The sequence below is a fragment of the Humibacillus xanthopallidus genome (genome assembly GCF_006716675.1).
Classification (GTDB): Bacteria; Actinomycetota; Actinomycetes; order Actinomycetales; family Dermatophilaceae; genus Humibacillus; species Humibacillus xanthopallidus_B.
Genome location: NZ_VFPM01000001.1, coordinates 1,763,334 through 1,782,511 on the forward strand (window position 1 = coordinate 1,763,334; position 19,178 = coordinate 1,782,511).

Consider the following 19,178-nt stretch of genomic DNA (forward strand, 5'->3'; position numbering starts at 1 on the left):
CACCTATTCACCGTACGGGTGCACTCTCCCCAGAGGAGGGAGTCGACCGCGTACTGAAGTTGTGTCACTTCGCCGCCTGCGGGAACGTCCGAGGGACATCGACATTGAACTCCGCCGATGGCGTTCGAGCATCGGCCACGCCGGCCCTACTCGACCCTCATCGTGCGGGCCGCACCAGTCCAGGCGCGTGCGTCCTTAGTTGAGTCCAGCAGAGTGGTGTACGACGATCCCGGTGAGCGTGTCCTGCTGATGTAGGTGCGGTCACCGCTGTGATCCTTCGAGTGATCTCTCACAACCGACTCGAAGAAGGACACCGCGATGACCGCGAAGCCCATTATTGACCCTTCCGTCTTCCTGCATGAGCAGCTGGCCCAGGCCAGTCCCGACCTGATGCGGGAGCTGCTGTCCACGTTCATCGACGCCCTGCTCTCGGCGCAGGCCGACAGCGTGTGCGGCGCCGAGTACGGCACCCGCAGCGACGAGCGCATCAACCGGCGCAACGGCTACCGGCACCGTGATCTCGACACCCGCGCCGGCACGCTCGACATCGCGATCCCGAAGCTGCGCGAAGGGTCCTTCTTCCCGGACTGGCTGCTCGAGCGGCACCGCCGCGCTGAGGCGGCGCTGACGACGGTGGTCGCGACCTGCTACCTCCTCGGGGTCAGCACCCGCCGGATGGACAAGCTCGTCAAAACGCTCGGGATCACGGGCCTGTCCAAGTCGCAGGTGTCGGTGATGGCCAAGGACCTCGACGAGCAGGTCGCCGCGTTCCGCACCCGCCCACTGTCCGACGGGCCGTACACGTTCCTCGCGGCCGACGCGCTCACGATGAAGGTCCGCGAGGCCGGCCGCGTGGTGAAGGTGGCGGTCATGGTCGCGACCGGCGTCAACGCCGACGGGTACCGGGAGGTCCTCGGGATCCACACCGCCACAACAGAATCCGGTACCGGCTGGTTGGGCTTCTTCCGGGACCTGACCGCCCGCGGCTTGTCCGGGGTCGCCCTCGTCACCTCCGACGCGCACGCCGGGCTGGTCGAGGCCATCGGTGCGACCCTGCCGAACGCGTCCTGGCAGCGGTGCCGCACCCACTACGCCGCGAACCTCATGAGCGTGACCCCGAAGAGCCAGTGGGGCTGGGTCAAGGCGCTGCTGCACTCCGTGTACGACCAGCCCGACGCCGACGCGGTGCACGCTCAGTTCGACCGGGTCCTGGAAGGCCTGTACGAGAAGCTCCCGGTCGTGGCGGAGCACCTCGAGCTGGCCCGCGCCGACATCCTCGCGTTCACCGTGTTCCCGAAGGAGATCTGGCGTCAGGTCTGGTCGAACAACCCGAACGAGCGGCTCAACCGGGAGATCCGCCGCCGCACCGACGTCGTCGGCATCTTCCCGAACCGTGAGGCGATCATCCGCCTCGTCGGGGCCGTCCTCGCGGAGCAGCACGACGAGTGGGCCGAGCAACGCCGCTACCTCGGCCTCGAAGCCCTCAAGAACGCCCGCGCCGTCCTGACCGCCCGCACCACAGACGACCAGCCTGAGGAGGTGCCCACCGACCTGATCGCCGGCGCGATCACCTGCTAACCGAACCACCCCGACGGATCACCGTCGTACACCACCGATTGGGACTTGACCGCGTCCTTCAACTGTTCGCGGACCTTCCCCGACCGGTCCGACACAGCTGGTCGGCGTACGGTTGCTCGTGTCTGCACGTCTAACTACCAGGGGGGTCCGATGCGGTCGTTCGACGAACTGGCCACGCGGCTGCTCGGGAGCTGGGACCTCCAAGGCTCCCATCCGCTGCTGCCTGGTGACGACATCACCGGCCGGGCCACGTTCGAGTGGCTGGACGGGCACAAGTTCCTGATCTGGCGCTCGCAATACGACCATCCGCAGATCCCAGACGCGATGGCAGTCATCGGCTGGGCCGACGACCAGCTCCTCATGCACTACTTCGACTACCGCGGGGTACACCGGCTCTACGAGGTTGCCGTCGAGGGCAACCAGTGGCGGTTCTGGCGCGATGACGCAGGCTTCCAGCAGTCCTTCATCGCCAGATTTGACGATGAAGACACGATGAGCGGGCGAGGCCGAATGAACCGCGATGACGCCGGCTGGGAAGACGACCTGGCCATGACCTTCCGGCGCAGGACGGCAGGATGATCACGCTGATACAGAGACCGTGTCAGTGCGTCCTTCCGCCGCGAAGCGGCAGTGTCCTTCCGCCGCGAAGCGGCAGTGTCCTTCCGCCGCGAAGCGGCAGTGTCCTTCCGCCGCGAAGCGGCAGTGTCCTTCCGCCGCGAAGCGGCAGTGTCCTTCCGCCGCGAAGCGGCAGTGTCCTTCCGCCGCGAAGCGGCAGTGTCCTTCCGCCGCGAAGCGGCAGTGTCCTTCCGCCGCGAAGCGGCAGTGTCCTTCCGCCGCGATTCGCCCACCGTGGGGCCGGCGCCACAGCGCCGCGAGTTTCCTTGGGTAGAGGATGTCGGGTGTCTTCGTGTCAGCGGCGGACGGGGTAACGGAGGTGGAGGACCCGGTCGCCCTGGATGACGACCGAGGGGTCATCGAGGAGGTGCTGGCCGGTGATCCCGCCGAAGTACTTCTTGCCCTCGCCCATGACGACGGGGACGACGTCCATGGCGACTTCGTCGACCAGCCCGAGCTGGAGCGCCTGTCCGCCCACCTCACCGGCGCAGATGGCGACTACCCGGTCGCCGGCGCGGCGCTTGGACTCCTGAACTGCCTCGGTCACGTCCGAGAAGAAGGGGACGTCGGCCTCGGGGTGCCACCCTTCGGGCTTGGGCCGGTGCGACACCACGACGAGGTGCTCGCCTGCCGGCGGGTTGGCGTCCCAGCCGTTGGTGAGGTCGAACAGGCGCCGGCCCATGATCGTCGCGCCGATGCTGTCCCAGAAAGCGCGGGTGTACCCCGCAGAGGCGGTGCTCACGCGGAACTGGGCGTGCTGACGCTCACCGGCCTCGCCGGTGAGCGGCTGGTCACCGTTGAAGTACCACTCGAAGAGCGGACCCGGGTTGTCGTCCTGGCCGGCGATGAAGCCGTCGACCGACACCACTGCGTGCAGAACCACTGTTGCCATCCCTCGAGACTGGCAGACACGGATCGCCATGGTGCTCTCACTCAAAGCAGAGGGGCACCGGCCTACGGCGTCGTTGCGCCGCCAACCGACACGAGAGCCGCCCCAAGGTTTAGCGTCGTTGGACCCATCCGGCAGGCCGCGTCGACGGCGAGCGGGGGTCTGGCCCGCGTCCGGTCGCCGCGCGAGGTGACACTGTGCCCGCTCCGACGACTCTGCTTCCGTCCCCGCGACGCGCTGGCCGAGGCCCTGCCCGGCGGAGGGCTGGTGCAGACCACCCGCGACGGGATGACCCTGCGCCGGTTCCTGGCCAACCTGATCGAGGCGTACGCCGCCACACCGGGTGCGCCGACCTGCTCTGCCAGCAGGTCGACGGGAGTACCGGGGAGGGGGCTCCGCAGGACTGGCCCGTCCTATGACTCATGGCTGCTCGAGCCCGCGTACATGCGCCAGCAGCCCGGGCTGGCTTCGGCTTCGTCGCATCATCGCGAGCACCGGCGGCAGCACGGCGCTCAACCCCTGACCCGTCACGGGTCTTTCAGGCCTGCCCGCGAGTGGCGCGAGCGTCGATTCGTTGCGCGGTCACCCGAGCGTCGTCGCGGCTGAGGCCCAACTCCGCTGCTCGGGCGTCCAGCTCGCGGTCCCGCTGGTCCAAGGCACGTTCCCGAACGTCGCCGTCCACGTCTCGCTCGTCAGCAAGCTCATCACGCCCGTCACCAACGAAGTTGCGCTTCTCGGCGTCCCACTGGCGTTCTACGTCTTGCGATTGCGCAGCCCTCAGATCGCTCCCCTTCATGGCCCGAGGCCAAGTCGACTCTACGCCCGCGCCCGGGCCCCGCCCCGTGGAGAGGCTGTCGGGATAACGCTCGATGGTCGAACCGGAGCAAGGTGCGTCACGCGGGTTCGCGCTCTTGTCAGCGAGGCGGGCTCAAGGTGGTTGCGGCTGAGGTAAGTCCCGCCGACCGTGTTCTCGACCTCCCAACTCAGGGCGCTTGCCCGCGGCACCCTGGGGTCCTGTCGAGGGGCGTCACGCGAACGTCAAGGGCGCCGGAGACATCTCATGTGGAAGCGGGTGACGGCGGCGCTCTCGGTCTCCCTGATCAACGGCACAGCCGCATCGCGCAAGGACACGGAAGCCGGCCTTGGAATCCCACGCCAACGGTCACCAAGCGCGTTCATATAGCAGCGTCAGGACACCGTCAGCCGTGGTCGCTCCAGGACAACGGATGCACCGACCTGGACCTGGGTCAGCAGGGACCGCGCTGAATCATCTAGCCCGACACCACCCAGACCGCGAACGGCGGGCCCGGCATCGTCCTCGGCGGGCGTGTCGTGGCTGATGATGACACTCTGCGCGAGTCCGGGCTTCAAGACGCCTGATGCCACTGAGCCCTTCCCGTCCCCGCAGATGGGAAGGGCTCGGGTTCGATTGCCGCGTTCTCGCCTTAAAGGCGGCAGTCACCAAGGATTCCGCCATAGTTCCAGACTACGCCGAGCCCCATAACCATCATTACTGCCAGCTGAAAGGTCCGGCTGTAAAGTGATGAGCACCCGGCTTGAACACCGAGGGCAGACTCTTGCTGATACTTGTCTCCTCGGCTTCGAATTCGGTTTGACGCTGCGACGGTGTCATTCGATTCGACTTGTCGTTTGACTCGTCGTGTAGGTCCGTTTGACTCTCGGCCACAGCTTGCACCCCCCTGGGTTGCACTCTGATTGCATACCTACGCTGTCAGATTTCTGTGCCCGCCCCCAGTGTCGAAGGTCCCTACTCCCGAAGCATTCTCGCGTTTCGTCACGGGCAGCGACATACTTATGGACGGCGGTGGGACCACCTCCCGCTTCGACGACCCCTTCGCCGGCCGGCCCCCACCCCGAGGGCCGACGACATCCACTGAGGACGACGACCGATCGAGCGGCAGAGGTCGCACCGGCGGGACACGAACCGACCATGGATTATCTCCAAGGGCGAAAGGAGGGGCAGCGGTGGCTGTGCCAGGCGCGTTTAACCGCCGCCAGCCGGGCCACTGCCGCATCGCTCGACATGATCAGGCTGGACCAGTGCGCACTGCGTTCAGCGCCGGTGTTGGTCGACTGCAGATGCTCCAGCTCGCTCAGGCTTTCGGTCGCAGGAAGGGGTCGGTGATCTCGCGCAGTGCGGTCAGGGCCTCCTTGAGCTGAAGGGTTCGACGCGCACCAAGGTGAGCGCGCCACGCGGCCTCGACGTCGTGGAGAACCGGGAGGCTGATCTCGATCAGCTGCTGCCCACGGGGGGTGATGCTGACGAGCCGGGCCCGGGCATCCTGGGGGTCGATTGAGCGCTGGACGTATCCGGCGGCCTCGAGCTGGTCGATGATGGAACCGACCGTCTGCTTGGGCAGCTGAGCCGCTTCGGCGAGCTCGGCGAGCCGGGATCCTTCGGGGGAGATGCGTTGGAAGACCCGGGCTTGGTTGAGCGGTAGGTCGTGTCCGTGCGCCCGCAATGCCTCCATCACGCCGGACTCGAGGTACCGGTACGGGATGTAGAGCAAGAGCCCGAGGTTCGGGTCCGCGGGCGCTGAAGCGTCGTCCATGCTCCGATCCTTGCACAAGGACCGAGCATCGGACTATTTTGGTCCGAGGTTCGGCGTATCGAGAGGAGGCGAAGCATGGATGAGGACTACTGGTCAGCGGTCCGCGGCATGCGGCTCGGCATCGCGGACATGCTGCAGTCGTTGACCGCCGCAGAGTGGGACGAGCCGTCACTGTGCCGTGGATGGCGGGTCCGCGATGTCGCCGGTCACCTGGCCGTGGTGCCCGTCATCACCACATGGCAGATGATGAGGGTTGCTCCGCGGGCAGGTTTCGACCCGAATCGGATCAACACCGTCGTTGCTACCCGGGAGGGGTCCCGGCCGCCCGAGCAGATCCTCGCCTCGCTGCGGGAGCGCGCGGGGGCAAGGGGCACCGCGAGAATGCTGGCGTCGCGCAACGCCCTCTTCGACGTCATCGTGCACAGCCAGGACATCGCCATCCCACTCGGCCGGGACTTCTCGGTGCCTGTCCCTCTCGTCGACCGGGGGCTCCAGCGGGTGTGGGAGATGGGATGGCCCTTCCAGGCGCGCAAGAGGCTGGCGCGGTTCACCCTGCGCGCGACCGACACTGACTGGCGCGTCGGTGACGGCCCCGAGGTGAGCGGGCCGGCACTGGCACTGCTGCTCCTGCTCACCGGTCGTAAGGACGCCGCAACCGGACACCTGCACGGCCCTGGGCTCGCGTCTCTTGAGACCACTCCGTAGTCAGGCCAGCTGTCAGCCACCCGCACCTTCCGAGTTCTGACCGCCGCTGACCAACCAGTCGATACCAACGCCGTCTGGGTACCTGCGCGAGGTACGCCCTACCGCCGTCTGTCCGCGCGAGACTTTCACGGACATGGCCGGTGCCCGTGGGGCGACAGACGTAGCGGGTCTGCGTATGGGCCTACGGCCCAGTTGGAACCCGACGAAAGCGTCGGTGAACCAAGCCCACCTGCCATACTCCCGGGATGGCCGTCCACCACCCAGCCACGATCGTCCCCACCAAGATGGAACTGCTGCAGGCCTGGGTGCCGGACCAACCGTGGTGCGGCACCGCGGACGCCTCCAGCCTCACCAAGCTGGGCTCATACCGCTTCGACGACCCCGACGGCGAGGTCGGCATCGAGACGCACCTGCTCGGCACCGCTGACGGGCAGGTCCTGCAGGTGCCGCTGACCTACCGCGGCGCTCCCCGCGAGGCCGCCGAGGACTCGTTGATCAGCACGATGACGCACACGACGCTCGGTGATCGATGGATCTACGACGGCTGCCACGACCCCGTCTACGTCCGGGCGCTGGCGACGGCGATCATGACTGGTGGCCGTGAAGCGGACCTCTTCATGGCCACCGACGAGGGCTTGGTCCAGGAGCCAGTCACCACGCACGTGCACGGGAGCGGTTCCTCCCCGACGACGGCACTGCCTGAGCTGTCGGCGCTTGCGGTCGCCCACGAGGACACCATCACGCGTATCCACGCAGGCATCGAGATCACCCTGCTACGGACGCCGACCCTCGGCGCCTCGGAACTGATGCTCAGCGGGACCTGGCCCGGACAGGAAACGGCGCTGCTCCTTGCAACCATCGGTTGACTGCCGCACACGCAACCAGCGCCATCACTTCGCCCGGATCCATGCGGCGCCCGATGACGCGGTCATAACTGTGATCCGCCCTCTCGTCGAGGCGCGTCACTCCGCCGCGAGATCGACGCCACCGGCTGCGAGCGCCGCAGGCCCGAGTCGACGGACTCGAGTTCTACGCTGAACGGGTGCTCGACTTGGCCAGCATCGACGTTGAGGAGATTGCCGCCGCATTGGCGGATCCCACGGACTATGACCATCGGTGGCTGTTGGATCCGCGCACGGGCGAGGTCGTCTTCTGGACCAGCGACACGGGCATCGACGGTGAGAACCCCATCGAGATCGACGAGCTCGACCTCATCCTCATCGATCCGCTCCCGTCCTACATCTGGTACCGGGACATGGTCGACTTCGCCGACGGCATCAGCAACGGAACTGCCCGACGACGACTGGCTGCCGCGCTCGAAGGACGAGGAGCGTTTCGTCGTTTCAAGCACCAGATCTACGACAGCTTCCCCGATCTCATCCCGTACTGGCATGCCTTCCGCGACGTCCGCGCCCACGGTCGCGCCGTCGACTGGCTCCTCGAGAACGAGCTCATCGACGACGACGCTGCCGCAAAGTTCGCCGCTGACCATCCAGAACCAACATTGCCCTGACGCAGCCCCCGTGACGACGATGCGGGGGGCAAGAAGAGCGCATCACACCGGCGCCAGGTTCGCCTGTGTAGGCGCCGGCCGGACCGCCAAGTGGAGGCGGCATCCACCGCGCCGGCCTGTGTCTCGAATCCGGTCGACAACCTCAGATGGCCGACCAGCCGCCGTCACACGCGACGATGGCACCGTTCATGTTCCCTGCGTCATCGCTCAGGAGATAGGTGATCGTGGCGGCCAGGTCATCGGAGGTCGCGGGCGCCGGGATCGTCGTCTGCATGATGGGGCCCAGGACGGCCGCTGCGTGCTCTGAGTGGAACGGCGCCTCGATGTTGGTCATCACCGCACCCGGGGCGACCGCGTTGCATCGGATCCCGTTGCCCCGGTAGAAGACGGCCACGCTCCTGGTGAACCCATTCACGGCGTGCTTGGACGCCGTATAGGCCACGCCGGCCGCTGAGGCGCGGAAGCTGGCCTCGGACGACACGTTCACGATGGAGCCGTGCCCGGCAGCGATCATGAGGGGCAGTACGGCCCGCGTCAGGCGCATGACGGCGTTGAGGTTGACGTCGAAGACCCGTTGCCACGTGGCGTCGTCGACCTCAGCCGGCGGGAGGAAGGCGTCCATGATCCCGGCGATGTTGGCGAGGACGTCCACCCGGCCGTTGCAGGCGGCGACGACTGCTTCCACGTCGTCAGGACTGACGAGGTCACCGGGCACCACGGTGAAGTCCAGGTCGGGGAAGTCGTCGACGAGTCCCTTGAGCCGTGGCTCGGAGATGTCGGCGGTGATGACGCGTGCGCCCTCCTGGGCGAGGCGCACGGCGGTGGCGCGACCGATGCCGGACCCGGCCCCGGTGACGATGGCCGTCTTGCCGGCGAACCGGCCGGCCGTGAACGCAGTGGCAGACATGGCAGGACCTCTCTGAACGCGGACAGTCGTGCGCTGTCCACCTTGGGTCTACGCCCCCAGCCGTGTTTCCGACAGGGACCAACGGCCCCCTGTCCGCCGGTGCGCCGAGACGGTCGGGTGGAGTCACTCGGCGGTCGCCGAGGAGGTCTGAGCACCGTCGTGGCGCTACTCGTACTCGGTGAGAGTGGGATGTCTCCGCACCAGCTGTGCAGGCGGTTCGTTTGAAACAGTCGATCGCCGCCACGTTCGATCGGCGCTCAACCCCCTTCTGGCTGCGGGCTATGGTTCAGACGCCGCTCCTGGACCGGTACGGGTACGCGCTTCTGGTGCGCCGTGGCTTCGGGCACCTCGCCCGTCACCCGGGCGTGGAGCCGGATCCCCGAGTGGTCGCCGAGGCTCGCAACGTCGGCTGGACTGTCGATCTGGAGCCGTGGACCTAGCGAGCCGACCGCGTGGTCGGTCCTCCCCGGAGAACCGCAGCCGGAACCGGGCCGCCGGCGGACCTGAGGAAATCGCGCGAAGTCGGTAGCGTCCCACGCATGCCCATCAGACTCGAGAACGTCGGGATCGCCGTGCGCGACCTCGAGGCAGCTATCGCCTTCTTCACCGACCTCGGGCTGACCGTCCTCGGTCGTGACACGGTCAGCGGCGAATGGACCGACACCGCGGTCGGCCTCGACGGCAACCACGCCAAGATCGCCATGCTCCAGACACCAGACGGAGACGGTCGCCTCGAGCTCTTCGAGTACATCCACCCCGACGCGATCGAGACAGAGCCCACCCGACCCAACGAGATCGGCATGCACCGCGTCGCCTTCTCGGTCGACGACATCGACGACGCCCTCGAGATCGCCGCGAGACACGGCTGCCACCCGCTTCGCGGCGTCGCGACGTACGCGGACGTGTACAAGCTGACGTACGTCCGCGGCCCCAGCGGCATCATCGTGATGCTCGCCGAGGACTTGACGAAGGGCTGACCCCGCCGCCGAACTGGTCCGCCGGCCAAGGGTTCTGGGCCGGGCGCCTCAGGGGCCGACGGAGTCGACGACCTCGCCCAACGGCATACGGTGCACGTGGGCCGAGGCGGGCACGTTTTGCACGAACCCGAGCTGCACCTGAAACCTCGTCGCGCCGAGCTGTGCCAGGCCCACCGACCAACGCCCCTCGGCCTCGTGGTGCTCCTCATCGGTGAGGGAGAGATCGTCGGGGTCGACATCCGGGAACGCGTGCGCCACCGCCGCCAGTGCTCCGCTGATGGCATCGTCCCTCGAGAGCGCGCCTCCTGCCGCTCGAGACGTGCGCGCCACCGTGGCGAAGGCGGCCTGGACCGCACGAGTGAGGTCCGTGACGGGTTGGGCGCCGGGTGCGTCCTCGTCAACAGCGAGCCGTATCGACAGGTGCGCCTCACCCAGCCCGCCGCGGTCGCTGCGGTGCGATCGGGCCACGTCCACCACCCACGACGGCGGACCGCCCACCGCATCGAGCACCGGCTCGAGGCCCTCGAGCAGGGACACCTCGTCGAACCGACCACCCCCGTCCCTCGCGTCGCCGGCGGGCGTGAGGTCCAAGAGGTAGACGTCATGCGGCACGTCCTCGAGGGACCTCGCGCAGGCGACGGTGACTCGGAGGCTGGCCACATGTCCCTGACGAAGCGCGGTGAGCATGACCCCAGCCTTCACCTCTCGCGCCCGCAGGACAACGACGGGCGCTCCCCGGGACCCTCGTCAAGTCACCCGAGCCGGCACCAGGCAGAGTGGTGTCGCACGTCCCGGCCGTCGGGCGCTGTCTCTCACCCACGTACCCTCAAGCGGACGTCGCGCGCAGTGCTGGCGCCGACTCGCTGCGAGTACATTGCCGAAGTGCCTCGGCAGCCCGTTCGCCTGATCACCGCACGGTTGTCGCTGCGGCAGCCAGCGCAGGCTGATGCCGCAGCGATCCTCGAGATCCTCTCGAATCCGTATGTCGTGCAGCACAACCCGTCGGATCTGATGACGGATCTCGAGGCCGCCGAGGCATTGGTGAGGCACTGGCTGGGACATTGGGAGACCTACGGCTTCGGAAACTGTTGCGTGTTCGACGAGAAGACCGGTCGACTGGTTGGCAGCTGTGGAGTCCGGTGGATGACGATCCATGGGGACCGCGTCCTCAATCTCATGTACCGCTTTCATCCATCGACCTGGGGACACGGCTACGCCACGGAAGCCGCGGCCGCCGTGCTGCACTGGGCGCAGGAGTCGCTTCCCGCCGAGCTCGTCGTCGCCCGCATCAGGCCCACGAATCTTGCCAGTCAGAGGGTCGCCACGAAGATCGGCCTGCGACGAGATCCTGCCTTCGACGACCAGGGCGAGGATGGCGTGGACTGGGCGTTCAGCGACCGCCCGTGAGCTCGGTCGGTGAGTGGACGTGACCCGCTCGGGCAACGTGCCAGGGTTTGTGCGTGATCACCACGATGACGAGCGGCGACCTCGACGCCTGCGTGTCCCTCTACGTCGACACCTTCAATGCGCCGCCGTGGAACGAGTCGTGGACTGACGACGATGCCGCGCAGCGGCTCGGTGACTTCCTCGCAACTCCGCGGGCATACGGTGTCTGCTCGCTGAGCTCAGATGGGCAGGTACTCGGGTTCGCGCTCGGCCATCTCGAACGCTCACAAGGCGACGACCACTTCCTGCTCAAGGAGATGTGCGTCCGCACGAGCATGCAGCGCGAGGGGCACGGCACCCGGTTGCTTCAGGCTCTCACCGACCATCTCGCGCACGTGCGGCACTGGTACCTCCTCACCGCGCGTGACAGCGACGCGTCAGCCTTCTACGAAAGGAACGGCTTCCGCCCCGCCGGACGTCTGGGCGTTTTCGTCCGCCCCTGAACTGGCCACTCGAGGGCGATGCGTTGACCGGTCGGGGACCCCTCCCAAGAGTGCGACACTGCGGCATGAGCACCTACCCGCTGGAACTTCAGACTCGATCCGTCGAGGTCGGCAGCGACGCCGCCAAGCGACTGCGGGTCTTCAACGCGGTGATGGGGTTGCTGCACCTGCTCTCCGGCTCGGCCATGCTCGCCCTGAGCAACGACTTCGCACTTCCGGTGTCCACCTTCGCGCTGAACGGACCGCCCGGGACGCCACTCTCCCAAGGCGTCACGAACCTCGTGTTCGAGGTCCCGCTGGGGGCGGCAACCGCGTCCTTCCTTTTCCTGTCGGCGTTCTTCCACTTCCTCATCGCCTCGCCGTGGGGCTTTCCGCGCTACGTCGACGAGCTGTCGAAGGGACGCAACCGCTTCCGTTGGGTGGAGTACAGCCTCTCCTCGACGCTGATGATCGTCCTCATCAGCCTGGTGCTGGGGATCTCCGACCTCGCCGCCCTCATCGGGCTCGGCATCGCCAACGTCTCGATGATCCTGTTCGGGTGGCTGATGGAGATGTCCAACAACGGTTTGATGCACGGCAAGGGAGGGCATTCGGTCCGCGGGCAGCGCGCGTGGTGGACGCCCTTCTGGTTCGGCTGCATCGCCGGTGTCGGACCGTGGCTGGCGGCTGCGGCATACCTCGTCGTCAACGTGGCCGTGAAGGACGGGCCCGGCCCGCCGGGATTCGTCTACGGGATCATCGTCTCGCTCTTCGTGTTCTTCAACAGCTTCGCCATCAACCAGTGGTTGCAGTACAAGCAGGTCGGCAGGTGGCAGAACTACCTGACCGGTGAGCGCACCTACATCGTCCTCAGTCTCGTCGCGAAGAGCCTGCTGGCCTGGCAGGTCTTCGCCAACGTCCTCGTCGGCTGACTGGGCAGCGTCCCCGCCCAAGGGGCGCCGCCAAGGCCACCCAACGCCAGCCGGACCCCGTCACCGCATCGGGTCGGCGGCTCCCTCCCGCGTCGGGTCGCCGGCGCCGACCACATCGACCACACCGGGCGCCCCGGGCGAGCCAACAGCCAGACCCTCCTCCGGCTCAGGCGCGGAAGCGCGCGCGTCGGCGAGCACATCAGCCGGCACGTGCAGCGTGAGGAACTCCTTCGCCCGCCGCGTCGCCGGGTGGATGCCGACCGTTGCGACGACGATGATCGCGGCGATGACGAGCCAGCCGCCAGCGCCCCAGTTCATCGCGAGGAACGTGTAGACCGCGGGAGCCCAGACCTTCCCGAGGGTGGCGCTCAGCTCAGCGGCACCCTGGTAGGCCCCCCGCTGCCGCGGGTCCATGAGCTCGGCCTCGAACGACCAGCTCGCGGCCGACATGTAGAGCTCGGCCCCCGTCACCGTGACGTGCCCGAGCCACACGAGCGCGATCGTCACCCAGCCGACCGTGTCGTGCGTCGCCAGCGTGATGATGCAGGACACGACGAAGAAGACGGACGAGATCCGGACGGCCCGCAGGGCGGTCGGCACGTTCCGCACGCCACGCGAGGTCACCATCGGCAGGAAGATGCACATGACGGTGTTCGTGCCGAAGAGGAACGCGAGGAGCACCCGCGGAGCGTCCGTCTTCTCCACGAGCCACAGCGGGATGACGACGTTGAGCAGGACCTGGTTCGTCCAGAACACGCCGATGAAGAACGACGTGAGCAGCCATCCCGGGTTACGCAGCGGACCGGGCCCGGGGACCTTCACCTTCCGCTCTTCGGGGGTGCGCTCGTCGTGCGCCGCCTTCGGGAGGCGGCCGATCGCGACGGCGTTCACGAGGAACATCAGGGCCGTGAACCACGGCAGCGCGTGCAGGACGTCGTTGGAGTGGAACGCGAGGGCGATGCCCCCGAGCATCGAACCGAGGGTGAAGCCGACGTTGAGCGCGGAGTACATGTACGCGCGCGACTTCACGCGCTCGCCGGCCGGGAGCACGTCGATCGTGTAGGCCCCGTATGCCGCCCCGCCGAGCGCGCCGATGACCTCCATCCCCACGGCCATCGCGACGTAGCCATCGAAGCCGGTGATGAACGGCCACACCGAGAACATCGCGGCCTGGCCGGCCGCGCTGAGCGCCCACATCCTCCGCGGGCCGAAACGGTCGACGAGCTTGCCCATCGGCAGCGCCGCGAGGAACGCCGCGACCCCCGCGATGGTCAGGCCGAGCCCGACCTGGGCGGCCGAGAGCCCGACGATCTGGGTGAAGAACACCGCCGATCCGGTCATGAACGTGCCCTCGCCCAGCGCGAAGAGCAGCGACTGGGCCGAGAGCCGCCCGGCCAGAGGTGACGGAGGACGCACGTGACGACGGAGGGCTGCAACAATCACGCGAGGATTCTTCAGACCCTGCCAGGCCGGTGTCACCCCAATTTTCCGCTTTGTGACGCGGCGTCCACGGCCCGAGGTCATCGGCCGGGGACGCCGCCCTCTCAGGTCCCGGGGCGGCGGGTGACCCATCCCCGCTCGGACGCCTCCCAGCCGAGCTGCAGACGCGTCGTCGAGCCCGTCAGAGCCATGAGGGCCTTGAGCCGCCGCTGCACGGTGCGGCCGCTCATCCGCAGCTGGCGCCCAACGGCCTCGTCGGTGAGCCCACTCAGCATGAGCGAGAGCAGTGCGGCGTCGAGGCTGTCCGGACCCGGGGCGCTGCCTTCGTCAACACCACGCTCCGGTCCGAGGACGACGGGAACGCCGCCGGCCCAGACGGCCTCGAAGAGCGTCACGAGTGACCGGACCAGGCTGGGCGCTCGGATGACGACAGCAGCCGCGTCGTACCCCCGGACGGACAGCGGCGCCATCGCGACGGCCCGGTCGATGACGAGCAGCTTGGTCGGCACCTTGTCGACGGTGCGGATCAGGGCGTTGGCGCCGAGGGCGTCGCGAGCCTCGCCGGCCGTCGCCGCGTCCTCGAGGGCGCCACGCTCGATCACGACGCGGAAGCCGACGCCACGATCTAGAGCCTGCTGCTCGGCCTGGTTGTCCTCGGGTCCCACCGCCACCGGCTGGGCGTCGACGAACGAGAGGACCTCGTCTCGAGCTCCCAGCTCGAGCTGGAGGAACCGCCCGCGGACGGCCTCGGCACCGAGTGCGACCTCGACGAGGTCGCCGACGTCGGCGTGGTTGACGTCCTGACGGAAGATCTCGGTCAGCTTGGCCACCGAGGTCTCGGCGAGCGACAGGTCGTGCCGGCGTGAGTTGAGCAGCCCCTGGAGCGCGACGTCAGGGGCGGTCGGAAACCACAGCGGCGGGTCGCCCTGGAAGGTGGAGACCTCGACCAGCCCGAGGTCTCGCAGCGAGCGGAGCACCGCGTGCACCTCGCCGTGGGTGCGACCCCACCGCTCGGCGAGCACCCGCTCGGTGCCTCCACCGTCGACGACCAGCGACTGGTAGAGGTGCTGCTGGGCCGCACTCAGGCCCAGGGCCGTGAGGTCGACATCGAGCGTCATGGTCTGCTGCGGGAGGCGCTGCGACACGGCGCGAGGCCCGCGAGGAGGAATGTCGAGAAGACGACATGTCGCCTATCTACCCGCGCGAAGGGCTTCCGCGCCCTTCCGGTCACTTGACACGCTCCTCTCGGTGCCGGTCCCTCGCCCTGCCAATCCGAGGGCCGCTCCTGGCAATGATGCCCCAACCAGGGCCTCTGCCGCGTCCCGACCCCGGCTGAGCCCGGGGCTCCACACCCACGGAGGTCCCTCCATGCGCCGGAACTGGCGTCATCACACCCTCGCGTCCGCCGGCGTGCTCGCCATCGCCGCGACCGCCCTGTCCCCGTCCGTCCTCGCAGCCTCGGCCGTCCCGGCCGCCGGCGACACCAAGCCGATCGTCGGTGCTTCCGGCCGAGGTGCTGCCCCCCAGTCGGCGACGGTCACCCTCATCTCGGGCGACCGGGTCAGGGTCACCCGGTCCGCCGACGGCCAGCCTCTCGCCCAGCTGCTCCCCGGTGAGGACGGCACGGTGGCGGACCACGAGACACTGCGCGACGGCGACAACCTCTACGTCTTCCCGGCCGGGGCGAGCGCCGCCCTGGCCACGGGCCGCGTCGACCGGGAGCTGTTCAACGTGACCGGCCTCGTCGCCGCGGGAGTCGACGACGCCCACGCCGACTCGATCCGCCTCATCGTGCAGTACGACGAGGGCAGCCGCACCGTGTCAGGGGCCACCCCCGTCCCGACCGGGGCGAGCGGCAGCACGGCGCTCTCGTCGGTCAACTCCCTCGCCTACGCGGTGGCCAAGGCCGACGTCCGGGCAGCCTGGGACCAGCTGACCGACACGCAATCCAGCAGCGGCAGCGGCTTGGCCAAGGTCTGGCTCGACCGGCCAGTCAGCCCCACCCTCGCCGACTGGACCGCGCAGATCGGCGCGCCGGTCGCATGGCAGGCCGGCATCGACGGCGCCGGGAGCACCGTGGCGGTGCTCGACACCGGGGTCGACGCCGACCACCCCGACCTCGCAGGACGGATCGAAGCGACGAAGGACTTCACGGGATCCGCCCACGGCGTGGACGACCTCGTCGGCCACGGCACTCACGTCGCGTCGACGATCGCCGGCACCGGGGCCGCCAGCGGCGGCACGGAGCGCGGCGTCGCCCCCGGGGCGAAGCTCATCATCGGCAAAGTCCTCGGCGACTCCGGCGGCGGCTACGACTCCGACATCATCGAGGGCATGCAGTGGGCCGTGGCCAGCCACGCCGATGTCGTCTCCATGAGCCTGGGCAGCACTGCACCCGCCACGACGTGCGACGACCCCATCGCCCAGGCGGTCGAGGAGCTCTCGACGTCGAGCACGAGCCTGTTCGTCATCGCGGCGGGCAACATGGGGTCGAAGCAGAACACCGTGTCGAGCCCCGGGTGCGCCACCTCAGCCCTGACCGTGGGTGCCGTCGACTCGGAGAACGCCACGGCGTACTTCTCCAGCCGCGGGCCGGTCGGCGGGAGCCACCTCGTCAAGCCCGAGATCGCCGCGCCCGGCGTGAACATCCTGGCAGCGGCAGCGGGCGGTCGCGGACCCTACGCCTACCGCACGATGTCGGGCACCTCCATGGCGACGCCGCACGTCGCGGGCGCCGCAGCCCTTGCGAAGGAGGCGAACCCGTCGCTCACGGGCGCCGACATCAAGGCCCTGCTGACGTCGTCGGCAGACCCGACCGTGACCGGTCCGGCGCAGGAGGTGGGCACCGGCACGCTCGACGTGCGCCGGATGCTGTCGCAGACCGTCGTCGGCCAGTCCAGCGTCTACGGGGGTGCCTTCGCCTACCCGCAGACCAAGGAGTACAAGGCGAAGAGCCTCACCTACACCAACCGTGGTGATGCCCCGGCCGACCTGCGCCTCAATGTCGAGCACGTCACCGGCAACGACGGCAGCCAGGTCAACACGCCGCTCGTCCGCCTGCCTCAGCACGTCGTCGTCCCGGCGCATGCCAGCGTGGAGGTTCCCGTCACGGTGCAGCTCGGGGCGAACATCCCCAACAGCGCGCTCGGTGACATCACCGCCCGGATCGTCGCGACCGACGGCACCCAGCGTGTCTCCACGGCGTTCGGCCTCTACGCCGACGCGCCCGCTGTCAAGGTCACGGTCAAGGTGGTGGACCGCAACGGCAGCCTGGCCAAGGGTTCCTCCTCGGTCGACCTCATCAACACCGACACCGCGAACGGCGAGCGCCGCCCGGTCGCTGGCAAGGACCAGACCTACACGGTCCGTCCGGGCCGCTACTTCCTCTCGTCGTTCGTCCTGACGCCCACGCCGGAAGCGTCGTCAAAGGCATCCCCCGCGTCGGTGAGCTACCTCGCCCGGCCCGAAGTGACCGTCGACAAGGACACGACCATCGTCCTCGACGCCCGCCAGGCCCACCCGCTGACCGTCTCGACGCAGCAGCAGTCCGAGCTGCGGTCGACGACGCTCACCTTCGAGCGACTGTTCAACCCGTCGTTCGTGCACTCCGGCTCGATGTCGACCGGGCCGGGCACTCGCGAGATCTACGCCCAGGTCGACGGCAAGGTGAGCAAGGGCGACGGCTCCTACGAGTTCGGTCACTGGACCCGCAAGATCGCCCCCCTCGTCTCCTCGATGACGACCTCGGGTGGTCTCGCCCTGCACCCGCTCTCGCCCAAGGCCGGCATCGGCAACCTCGACGGCGACGGCACCGCGCCGGTGGTCTCGGTGGGAGCCGGCAGCGCGGCCGACTTCACGGCTGCTGGTGACGTCACGGGCAAGATCGTGGTGGCCCGCCTCGCGGCCGGGGCCAGCGACTCCGCGGTCCAGAGCCGCGCAGCCGCCGCCAAGGCGAAGACGCTCCTGCTCTACCGCGACGAACCGGGCACGTGGCTCGCGACTGCCGGCATCAACCCGGCATCGGTCCCCGTCTACACGCTGCCTCTCGCGGACGGCTCGGCGCTCGACGCCGAGATCATGGCCGGCCCCACGAGCCTCACGTGGTCGGCCCAGGCGAAGACGCCGTACGCGTACACCCTCGGCTTCTTCTCCGACGGCCAGCTCGTCACGGCGCAGAAGCACGACGTCGCCGACTCCTCGCTCGGCGCCATCGACGCCACCTACACGAGCATGGGCGTAGCCAGCGACTTCGGCGACATGACCGCAGCCCAGCGGCCCAGCACCATGGCCTATTCCGTCGGTGGCATCGACTCGCTCATCGTGCCCAACCGCCGAACCGAGTACCTCACCGCCGACGGGACGAAGTGGTTCAAGTCGATCCTGTCGAGCTTCCCGTTCGGAGAGGTCATGAACGACCGCTTCCGGACCTTCACCCCCGGCCAGCGGGTCGCGGACTCCTGGTACGACGGATCGGTCGGGCCGAGCATCCGCGCCAACGCCAACGGCAAGCCCCAGCTCGTCGCCGAGCGCCAGGGAAACCTGCTCGGGGTCCAGACGACGACCTGGGGTGACAGCGCCAACCACTGGGCCGACCAGGGCAGCTTCGGTGACCTCGGCAACCTCACGCTCAAGCGCAACGGCGTCCAGATCGGCGGCAGCTACGACCCGTACGGTGTCTTCGCGGTGTCGTCGGACGATGCGGCCTACGACCTGACGATGCACGTGGAGAAGGCCACGGCCTCGATGTTCAGGTACTGGAAGCGCGCGACGGCCACCGACACCACGTGGTCTTTCAGGTCGCACGAGGAGCCCGACGTCTACAGCCGCGCACTGCCGCTGCTCATGCCACGACTGGACATCCCCGAGGACGGCCTCAAGACCGTGGCGGCTGGCTCGATGACGATCCCCGCCCGCGTCCTCGCCAACCCCGGCTACGACGCAGGTGCCCTCGCGGCGGCGAAGGTGTGGACCTCGGTCGACGCTGGCACGACGTGGCGCCAAGGCACGACGAGCCTCACCTCCGCAGGTGCGAACCTCGTCGTCGACCACACGGCGGACAGCGGCAAGCAGGTGAGCGTCCGGGTCGAGCTCACCGATGCCCACGGCGCCAAGGTGCTCCAGACCATCGCTCGGGCGTACGACGTGCGTTGACCTTCGACCACGGCGGCCAGTGGGCTCCGG

The 19,178-nt window shown here is 68.5% G+C and carries 17 protein-coding genes; 10 read left to right on the forward strand and 7 right to left on the reverse strand.

The features are described from left to right. Nucleotides 1-318: 318 nt before the first annotated feature. Nucleotides 319-1,578 carry an IS256 family transposase gene (locus FBY41_RS07680; RefSeq protein WP_141842850.1) on the forward strand — a complete coding sequence of 420 codons (1,260 nt, stop codon included), beginning with the start codon at nucleotides 319-321 and terminating at the stop codon, nucleotides 1,576-1,578. A 150-nt stretch (nucleotides 1,579-1,728) separates the two neighbouring features. Beyond that, the gene (locus FBY41_RS07685; protein WP_141842852.1) at nucleotides 1,729-2,157 is read left to right on the forward strand and encodes a hypothetical protein; all 429 of its coding nucleotides are present in this window, start codon (nucleotides 1,729-1,731) and stop codon (nucleotides 2,155-2,157) included. Between the two features lie 331 nt (nucleotides 2,158-2,488). On the opposite strand, the gene FBY41_RS07690 is transcribed toward FBY41_RS07685, so the two are convergent. The 3 genes from FBY41_RS07690 to FBY41_RS07700 all read right to left on the reverse strand — a co-directional run bounded on the left by FBY41_RS07690 (nucleotide 2,489) and on the right by FBY41_RS07700 (nucleotide 5,655). Continuing rightward, a complete protein-coding gene (locus FBY41_RS07690) occupies nucleotides 2,489-3,085 on the reverse strand; it encodes a dihydrofolate reductase family protein (protein ID WP_141842853.1) in 597 nt (198 codons plus the stop codon). Between the two features lie 535 nt (nucleotides 3,086-3,620). Then, a complete protein-coding gene (locus FBY41_RS07695; RefSeq protein WP_141842854.1) occupies nucleotides 3,621-3,878 on the reverse strand; it encodes a hypothetical protein in 258 nt (85 codons plus the stop codon). Between the two features lie 1,318 nt (nucleotides 3,879-5,196). Then, entirely contained in the window at nucleotides 5,197-5,655 is a 459-nt protein-coding gene (locus FBY41_RS07700) for a MarR family winged helix-turn-helix transcriptional regulator (RefSeq protein ID WP_141842856.1), read from the reverse strand. Nucleotides 5,656-5,730: 75 nt separating this feature from the next. On the opposite strand from FBY41_RS07700, the gene FBY41_RS07705 reads away from it, so the two are divergent. The 3 genes from FBY41_RS07705 to FBY41_RS07715 all read left to right on the forward strand — a co-directional run bounded on the left by FBY41_RS07705 (nucleotide 5,731) and on the right by FBY41_RS07715 (nucleotide 7,873). Next, nucleotides 5,731-6,360 (forward strand): maleylpyruvate isomerase family mycothiol-dependent enzyme, encoded by a 630-nt coding sequence (locus tag FBY41_RS07705; protein WP_141842858.1) that lies wholly within the window; start codon nucleotides 5,731-5,733, stop codon nucleotides 6,358-6,360. Between the two features lie 245 nt (nucleotides 6,361-6,605). After that, complete coding sequence (locus FBY41_RS07710) at nucleotides 6,606-7,226, forward strand: CG0192-related protein (protein ID WP_141842860.1); 621 nt, start codon at nucleotides 6,606-6,608, stop codon at nucleotides 7,224-7,226. A 176-nt stretch (nucleotides 7,227-7,402) separates the two neighbouring features. Further along, on the forward strand, nucleotides 7,403-7,873 hold the full coding sequence (locus FBY41_RS07715) for a UPF0158 family protein (protein WP_141842862.1): 471 nt from the start codon (nucleotides 7,403-7,405) through the stop codon (nucleotides 7,871-7,873). A 142-nt stretch (nucleotides 7,874-8,015) separates the two neighbouring features. Here FBY41_RS07715 and FBY41_RS07720 read toward each other — a convergent pair whose 3' ends face one another. Beyond that, on the reverse strand, nucleotides 8,016-8,780 hold the full coding sequence (locus FBY41_RS07720; RefSeq protein WP_141842865.1) for an SDR family NAD(P)-dependent oxidoreductase: 765 nt from the start codon (nucleotides 8,778-8,780) through the stop codon (nucleotides 8,016-8,018). A gap of 539 nt (nucleotides 8,781-9,319) precedes the next feature. On the opposite strand from FBY41_RS07720, the gene FBY41_RS07725 reads away from it, so the two are divergent. Further along, a complete protein-coding gene (locus FBY41_RS07725) occupies nucleotides 9,320-9,757 on the forward strand; it encodes a VOC family protein (protein ID WP_141842867.1) in 438 nt (145 codons plus the stop codon). Nucleotides 9,758-9,805: 48 nt separating this feature from the next. On the opposite strand, the gene FBY41_RS07730 is transcribed toward FBY41_RS07725, so the two are convergent. Beyond that, nucleotides 9,806-10,444, reverse strand: coding sequence for a hypothetical protein (locus FBY41_RS07730; protein WP_185748941.1), 639 nt, complete (start codon nucleotides 10,442-10,444; stop codon nucleotides 9,806-9,808). A gap of 195 nt (nucleotides 10,445-10,639) precedes the next feature. On the opposite strand from FBY41_RS07730, the gene FBY41_RS07735 reads away from it, so the two are divergent. The 3 genes from FBY41_RS07735 (at nucleotide 10,640) to heR (ending at nucleotide 12,557) form a co-directional block, all read left to right on the forward strand. Continuing rightward, nucleotides 10,640-11,164 (forward strand): GNAT family N-acetyltransferase, encoded by a 525-nt coding sequence (locus FBY41_RS07735; RefSeq protein ID WP_185748942.1) that lies wholly within the window; start codon nucleotides 10,640-10,642, stop codon nucleotides 11,162-11,164. 53 nt (nucleotides 11,165-11,217) lie between these two features. After that, a complete protein-coding gene (locus FBY41_RS07740; RefSeq protein ID WP_141842874.1) occupies nucleotides 11,218-11,646 on the forward strand; it encodes a GNAT family N-acetyltransferase in 429 nt (142 codons plus the stop codon). 65 nt (nucleotides 11,647-11,711) lie between these two features. Then, nucleotides 11,712-12,557, forward strand: a complete 846-nt coding sequence (gene heR, locus FBY41_RS07745) for a heliorhodopsin HeR (RefSeq protein ID WP_141842876.1) — start codon at nucleotides 11,712-11,714, stop codon at nucleotides 12,555-12,557. Nucleotides 12,558-12,617: 60 nt separating this feature from the next. On the opposite strand, the gene FBY41_RS07750 is transcribed toward heR, so the two are convergent. Both FBY41_RS07750 and FBY41_RS07755 read right to left on the reverse strand, forming a co-directional pair. Next, nucleotides 12,618-14,000 (reverse strand): MFS transporter, encoded by a 1,383-nt coding sequence (locus FBY41_RS07750; protein WP_141842878.1) that lies wholly within the window; start codon nucleotides 13,998-14,000, stop codon nucleotides 12,618-12,620. Nucleotides 14,001-14,101: 101 nt separating this feature from the next. Then, nucleotides 14,102-15,142, reverse strand: a complete 1,041-nt coding sequence (locus tag FBY41_RS07755) for a helix-turn-helix domain-containing protein (RefSeq protein WP_141842880.1) — start codon at nucleotides 15,140-15,142, stop codon at nucleotides 14,102-14,104. A gap of 223 nt (nucleotides 15,143-15,365) precedes the next feature. On the opposite strand from FBY41_RS07755, the gene FBY41_RS07760 reads away from it, so the two are divergent. After that, nucleotides 15,366-19,148: a S8 family serine peptidase gene (locus tag FBY41_RS07760; RefSeq protein ID WP_141842882.1), complete on the forward strand. Its 3,783-nt coding sequence runs from the start codon at nucleotides 15,366-15,368 to the stop codon at nucleotides 19,146-19,148. Nucleotides 19,149-19,178 lie beyond the last annotated feature (30 nt).

Excerpts from the sequence above, each read along its gene's own strand:
- FBY41_RS07685 (WP_141842852.1), top strand. The coding sequence starts at position 1,729 with ATGCGGTCGTTCGACGAACTGGCCACGCGGCTGCTCGGGAGCTGGGAC.
- FBY41_RS07680 (WP_141842850.1), top strand. The coding sequence starts at position 319 with ATGACCGCGAAGCCCATTATTGACCCTTCCGTCTTCCTGCATGAGCAG.
- FBY41_RS07760 (WP_141842882.1), top strand. The coding sequence starts at position 15,366 with ATGCGCCGGAACTGGCGTCATCACACCCTCGCGTCCGCCGGCGTGCTC.
- FBY41_RS07730 (WP_185748941.1), bottom strand. The coding sequence starts at position 10,444 with ATGCTCACCGCGCTTCGTCAGGGACATGTGGCCAGCCTCCGAGTCACC.
- FBY41_RS07710 (WP_141842860.1), top strand. The coding sequence starts at position 6,606 with ATGGCCGTCCACCACCCAGCCACGATCGTCCCCACCAAGATGGAACTG.
- FBY41_RS07695 (WP_141842854.1), bottom strand. The coding sequence starts at position 3,878 with ATGAAGGGGAGCGATCTGAGGGCTGCGCAATCGCAAGACGTAGAACGC.
- FBY41_RS07700 (WP_141842856.1), bottom strand. The coding sequence starts at position 5,655 with ATGGACGACGCTTCAGCGCCCGCGGACCCGAACCTCGGGCTCTTGCTC.
- FBY41_RS07720 (WP_141842865.1), bottom strand. The coding sequence starts at position 8,780 with ATGTCTGCCACTGCGTTCACGGCCGGCCGGTTCGCCGGCAAGACGGCC.
- heR (WP_141842876.1), top strand. The coding sequence starts at position 11,712 with ATGAGCACCTACCCGCTGGAACTTCAGACTCGATCCGTCGAGGTCGGC.
- FBY41_RS07705 (WP_141842858.1), top strand. The coding sequence starts at position 5,731 with ATGGATGAGGACTACTGGTCAGCGGTCCGCGGCATGCGGCTCGGCATC.
- FBY41_RS07690 (WP_141842853.1), bottom strand. The coding sequence starts at position 3,085 with ATGGCAACAGTGGTTCTGCACGCAGTGGTGTCGGTCGACGGCTTCATC.
- FBY41_RS07725 (WP_141842867.1), top strand. The coding sequence starts at position 9,320 with ATGCCCATCAGACTCGAGAACGTCGGGATCGCCGTGCGCGACCTCGAG.